Genomic DNA, 5489 nt, shown 5'->3' with positions numbered 1-5489 from the left:
AATCCACATCCGCATTGCCCTCATGAACCGCTTCAACGCTCTCGGCCAAGCGGAGATCGAACGCGTCGCCTAAGATCGCGGGGGAAAGGCGCAAGCTCGGCTCAAACCGGCGTTCTGCAACAACGCCATTCATGTCGCAAAAGAAAAACGCAGGCCGTAGCCTGCGCTTCAATGTGGTGCAATCGAGTGCTTGTTAACGGCTCGACCACGGATTTTGAACACTTGCATTGTGATGACTAAGCTCTTCGTGTCAAGATGCAAAGAATGCCCTTCACTGTGAGTTTTTCATGCGTCTTGGCCTTGATATCGGAACGAATTCCATTGGCTGGTGGCTCTATGCAACCGCTGACGGCCAGATCACTGAAGCGATCGACGGTGGTGTGCGGATTTTCTCGGATGGGCGCGACCCCAAGACCAAGGCTTCGCTTGCCGTTGCGCGGCGTGCGGCGCGGGCGCAGCGCCGACGCCGGGACAGGTTCCTGCGGCGCAAGGCGGCGCTGATGAAGCGGATGGCGGAAGTCGGGTTGATGCCTGCCGTTCCGGCTCAGGCCAAGGCACTGGAATTGCTCGATCCATATGAATTGCGCGCAAGCGGGCTGGATGAAAAGCTGCCGCTGTCCCATCTGGGCCGCGCGCTGTTCCACCTGAACCAGCGGCGCGGGTTCAAGTCGAACCGCAAGACCGACCGGGGCGATAATGAAAGCGGCAAGATCAAGGATGCTACGGCGCGTCTCGATCAGGCGATGATGACGCGGGGCGCGCGCAGCTATGGCGAGTTCCTACATATGCGCCGGTCGGATGCCGCCGATCCAAAACAGATCCCAAGCGTGCGCACACGCTTATCCGTGGCGCTGCGCGACAATGCCGAGAAGGAAGAGGCGGGTTATGATCTCTATCCCGACCGACGGCATCTGGAGGAAGAGTTTGCAAAGCTCTGGTCGGCGCAGGCGCGACATTACCCCGATACCCTGACCGACGATCTGCGCGATGAAATCGGGCTGATCATCTTTCACCAGCGCCCGTTGAAGACGCCCGAAGTCGGGCTGTGCCTTTTCACCGATGAAAGGCGCATTCCCACCGCGCATCCGCTGAATCAGCGACGCATCCTCTATGAGACTGTGAACGCCCTGCGCATCGCGGCGCGGGGAGAACCTGCACGGGGTCTGACGCGCGAAAAGCGTGACCAGATCATTCATGCGCTGGACAACAAGAAGCACACCGCCAAGCTGTCGGGCATGTCGATGACGCTGACGGCGCTTGGCAAGATCATCAAGCTGCGTCCCGATCAGAGTTTCACGCTGGAAACGGTGGGTCGCGACAGCATCACATGCGATCCGGTGCGGGCCTCACTGTCGCATCCCGACAGGTTCGGGCCGCGCTGGTCGGCGCTTGACCCCGATGCGCAATGGGCCGTCATTGCCCGCATCCGTGCGGTGCAAAGCGATGCTGACCATGCCGGACTAGTCGACTGGCTGACGGCGCAGCACGGTCTGGACCGCGATCACGCACAGACCACGGCCAATGCACCCCTGCCCGAGGGTTTTGGCCGGCTCGGCCAGACCGCGACAACCCGAATCCTCGCGGCGCTTGAGGCGGAGGTGATCCCCTACAGTGAGGCGGTTGCCCGATGCGGCTGGCATCACAGCGATGCGCGCACCGGCGAGGTTCTTGCGGAACTGCCCTATTACGGCCAGATCCTCGACCGCCATGTGATCCCCGGCACTTATGACGAGAACGACGACGATGTGACCCGCTTTGGCCGCATCACCAATCCGACCGTCCATATCGGGCTGAACCAGTTGCGCCGGCTGGTAAACCGGATCATCTGTGTCTACGGCAAGCCCGACGAGATCGTAGTGGAACTCGCCCGCGATCTGAAACTGTCCGAGGATCAGAAGCGCGAGGTTCACCGCGACATCAAGAAGAACACCGACGCGGCCATCGTGCGGGGGCAGAAGCTGGAGGAGATGGGCATTCCCGATACCGGCGCGAACCGGATGGTGCTGCGCCTGTGGGAATCGCTTGGCGATGACGTGATGACCCGCAACTGCCCCTATTCGGGTCAGCGGATCAGCGCGGCCATGCTGTTCGACGGTTCTTGCGACGTGGATCACATTCTGCCATTTTCGCGCACGCTGGATGACAGTTTTTCCAACCGGACGCTGTGTCTGAAAGAATACAACCGTCAGAAGACCAACAAGACCCCTTGGGAGGCCTGGGGCGACAGCCCCCACTGGGGCCGAGTCGCCGCCAATCTCAAGAATCTGCCGCCGGAAAAGGCCTGGCGCTTTGCCGCCGACGCGATGCAGCGGTTCGAGGGCGAGAACGACTTCTCCGCCCGCGCCCTGAAGGACACGCAATTTCTGTCCCGCATCGCGCGTCGCTATCTGGACGCGCTCTATGATGGCGCCGATGGCAAGTCGCATGTCTGGGTCGTGCCCGGCAGGCTGACGGAAATGCTGCGCCGTCATTGGGGGCTGAATGGGCTGCTGTCGGATGGCAAGGCTGCAGTCAAGGCCAAGAACCGCACCGATCACCGCCATCACGCGATTGACGCGGCCGTCGTCGCGGCCACCGACCGCAGCCTGATCAAACGTATCAGCGACATGGCCCGCAGGGACGAGTTGAATGGTGCCGAAGAGGTCGCGCGTTCGGTGCCGCCGCCATGGGACGGGTTTCGCTCGGACCTTGGTCCGCGGCTTGCGGCCATGATCGTCAGCCACCGCGCCGATCATGGCCGCATCGATCAGGCAGCACGCCATTCCGGCAAGGACAGCACAAGCGGGCAGTTGCACAACGATACCGCCTATGGGCTGACCGGCAGCGGAAGCGTGATCAGCCGCAAGCCGCTGACATCGCTGAAACCGAACGATCTGGTCGAGGATTCCCGCGGTGCCACGATCCGCGATGAAGATCTGCGACGGCAACTGGCGCGCGTCACGCGCGGGTTGGACGGCAAGGCCTTTGAACTGGCGCTGACAGACTTCGCGGGCAGCCCGAAATCACCCGATGGATCGGACAATCCCTATTACGGCATCCGGCGTGTCAGGATGACGGAGGCGCTGACGGTCATCCCGATCCACGACAAGACCGGAAAGGCCTACAAGGGTTACAAGCCCGACAGCAACAGCCGCTACGAGGTGTGGCGATTGCCGGACGGAACGCTGACCCATCACGTTGTTTCGACCTTTGACGCGCATCAGGACCAGCTGACGCGCCCTCATCCGGCCGCGTGCCGATTGCTACGACTGCACAAGGGCGATCTGGTAAAGCTTGAGGACAGCAAGTTCGGCCCGGTCATCGCGACAGTCGAACAATTCAACACCAATGGCACGGTCGAGTTGGTCCCGCATAACGAAGCCAATGCATCGGATCGTTATCGGAAAAACAAGGAAGACCTCTATATCAGGCTCAGGCCCTCGACGCTGAAGAAGGTAGGTGCACGCCGGGTTTTTGTCGATGAAATGGGCAGGCTGCGCGATCCGGGTCCGAGCCTTTAACATGATGGATTCGGTGTTCCTGCGGGACTGCAATATAATCAAACCCTTGGCGATTCGCGATTTGTGCCGGGGTAACGAGTGGACCAGATTATTGATATTGCGACCGAGGGGCGACATCTGTCCCGCGACCGAGGCTTTCTGAAGGTTTCGCAGGACGGCTCCGAAATTGGCCGGACGCCGCTCGATCAGATCGCGGGCGTCATCGTTCATGCCCATGGCACGACCTGGTCGACATCTCTTCTGGTGGAGTTGGCGGGGCGTGGCGTTCCGGTTGTTCTGTGCGCCGCCAATCATGCGCCGAAATCGGTGTTGATGCCGCTGGAGGGACACCATGCACAAGGTGCCAGGATGCGTGCCCAATGGCAGGCGAAGACGCCGTTCATCAAACAGGCGTGGAAGCGGATCATCATCGCAAAGGTGCAGATGCAGGCCGCTGCACTTGATATGGCAGGTGAGGCGCGCGCGCCACTCGACATGTTGACCCGCAAGATCACGTCGGGCGATGGCACCAATATCGAGGCTCAGGCCGCACGCTATTACTGGCCGCGCATGATGGGTGCGGATTTTCGTCGCGATACGGGGGCTGATGACGCTAACGCGCTGCTGAATTATGGCTATACCGTGCTGCGCGCTGCGGCTGCCCGCTCGGTCGTGGCAGCAGGCCTGCATCCCACCATCGGGTTATTTCATGCCAATCGCGGCAACGCTTTTGCCCTTGCTGACGATCTGCTGGAGCCTTTCCGCCCGCTGATTGACTGTGCCGTGCGCGCCATTATCAGGGATCGCGGCCCCCTGGTGGACACCGAGGCCAAACAGGCGCTAGCCCGGCTGATCGCAACCGATCTGCCGCTTGGGGAGGGCGTCACTCCGGTATCGGTGGCGCTGAGCAAGCTGGCAACCTCGCTCGGGCAGAGTTTCGAAACGGAAACTCTCTCGCTTGTGCTGCCGACCCCGCCGGATCCGCTGACTTTGGCCGGTTTGGGTAAATGAACGCGACCACGACACAGCTATCAGGGTATCGTCTCATGTGGATTTTGGTGATGTTCGACCTGCCGACCGACACCAAACAACAGCGCAAGGCCGCTACCGGGTTTCGCGATTTCCTGCTGGATGAGGGCTTCGAACGCAGTCAGTTTTCGGTCTACGCCCGCTTTGTGAACGGCAAGGAAGCCTTTGCCACTCGCGTGGGCCGCATCGAGCGACATCTGCCCGATGCCGGAGACGTCCAGATCCTCAACTTTACCGACCGCCAGTATCGCGATATTATTCATTTCTCGGATCAAGGCCGAAAATCGGCCCGAGAAAATCCGCAGCAATTGGTGATGTTCTGATGCGATTCGCACGAAAATACCACAACAGACCTTCATCAAAACCCTGTTATTTCAGGGCTCTGCGCGAAGATCGAATTGTAGCTGTTCAAAATCCGTGGTCCAGCCGCAACTACCCTCCGGGGTGGCTAGGTGGCTAATGAATTGTAGCTGTTCAAAATCCGTGGTCCAGCCGCAACTCGGCACGGCAGCGGAGTAGAGTGGCATAGATTGTAGCTGTTCAAAATCCGTGGTCCAGCCGCAACGGGTTGGCCTCACGAATGCTGGGCCAGAGGATTGTAGCTGTTCAAAATCCGTGGTCCAGCCGCAACACATGGCTTTGCTTATTTTCAAAACCCGGAATTGTAGCTGTTCAAAATCCGTGGTCCAGCCGCAACCCCTCCGCCTTCATACCGTCCAGCCATACGATTGTAGCTGTTCAAAATCCGTGGTCCAGCCGCAACTGGATCAGCGGCAAAGATCGCGCGCCCGTAATTGTAGCTGTTCAAAATCCGTGGTCCAGCCGCAACAGCTTGGACCAGCGGCGTGCGGGCAGTAAGCGGTGTCTGACTGGCACAGCGGCCTCATCTTGACGGTTTGAAGTTCCACGGCAACAGGTCGTCAATGCGGCTCTGAGGATGGCCATTTGCGATAGCGGTCAGGGTTGCCTTGAGCCAAGCGA

The 5489-nt window shown here is 60.1% G+C and carries 4 protein-coding genes and 1 CRISPR repeat array; of the genes, 3 read left to right on the top strand and 1 reads right to left on the bottom strand.

Annotated features, from left to right (window positions below; all coding sequences use genetic code 11):
* Positions 1-287 precede the first annotated feature (287 nt).
* From cas9 to cas2, 3 genes are all read left to right on the top strand, one after another.
* Entirely contained in the window at positions 288-3500 is a 3213-nt protein-coding gene (gene cas9, locus KNW02_RS20020; protein WP_216034944.1) for a type II CRISPR RNA-guided endonuclease Cas9, read from the top strand.
* Positions 3501-3578: 78 nt separating this feature from the next.
* The gene (gene cas1, locus KNW02_RS20015; protein ID WP_216034943.1) at positions 3579-4490 is read left to right on the top strand and encodes a type II CRISPR-associated endonuclease Cas1; all 912 of its coding nucleotides are present in this window, start codon (positions 3579-3581) and stop codon (positions 4488-4490) included.
* A complete protein-coding gene (cas2, locus tag KNW02_RS20010) occupies positions 4487-4831 on the top strand; it encodes a CRISPR-associated endonuclease Cas2 (RefSeq protein WP_252734151.1) in 345 nt (114 codons plus the stop codon). The genes cas1 and cas2 overlap by 4 nt, the downstream gene beginning before the upstream one ends.
* Positions 4832-4905: 74 nt before the next feature.
* Positions 4906-5337: a CRISPR direct-repeat array (repeat unit 36 nt; unit sequence ATTGTAGCTGTTCAAAATCCGTGGTCCAGCCGCAAC).
* A gap of 54 nt (positions 5338-5391) precedes the next feature.
* Here the strand turns inward: cas2 and KNW02_RS20005 are convergent.
* On the bottom strand, positions 5392-5489 hold a 98-nt coding region (locus KNW02_RS20005), incomplete at its 5' end, for a transposase domain-containing protein (RefSeq protein WP_216034945.1).

Origin of the sequence: Paracoccus marinaquae, assembly GCF_018860165.1 — a bacterium.
Lineage (GTDB): Bacteria > Pseudomonadota > Alphaproteobacteria > Rhodobacterales > Rhodobacteraceae > Paracoccus > Paracoccus marinaquae.
This window is presented reverse-complemented; position numbering and strand designations above follow the sequence as displayed.

Excerpts from the sequence above, each read along its gene's own strand:
- cas9 (WP_216034944.1), top strand. The coding sequence starts at position 288 with ATGCGTCTTGGCCTTGATATCGGAACGAATTCCATTGGCTGGTGGCTC.
- cas2 (WP_252734151.1), top strand. The coding sequence starts at position 4,487 with ATGAACGCGACCACGACACAGCTATCAGGGTATCGTCTCATGTGGATT.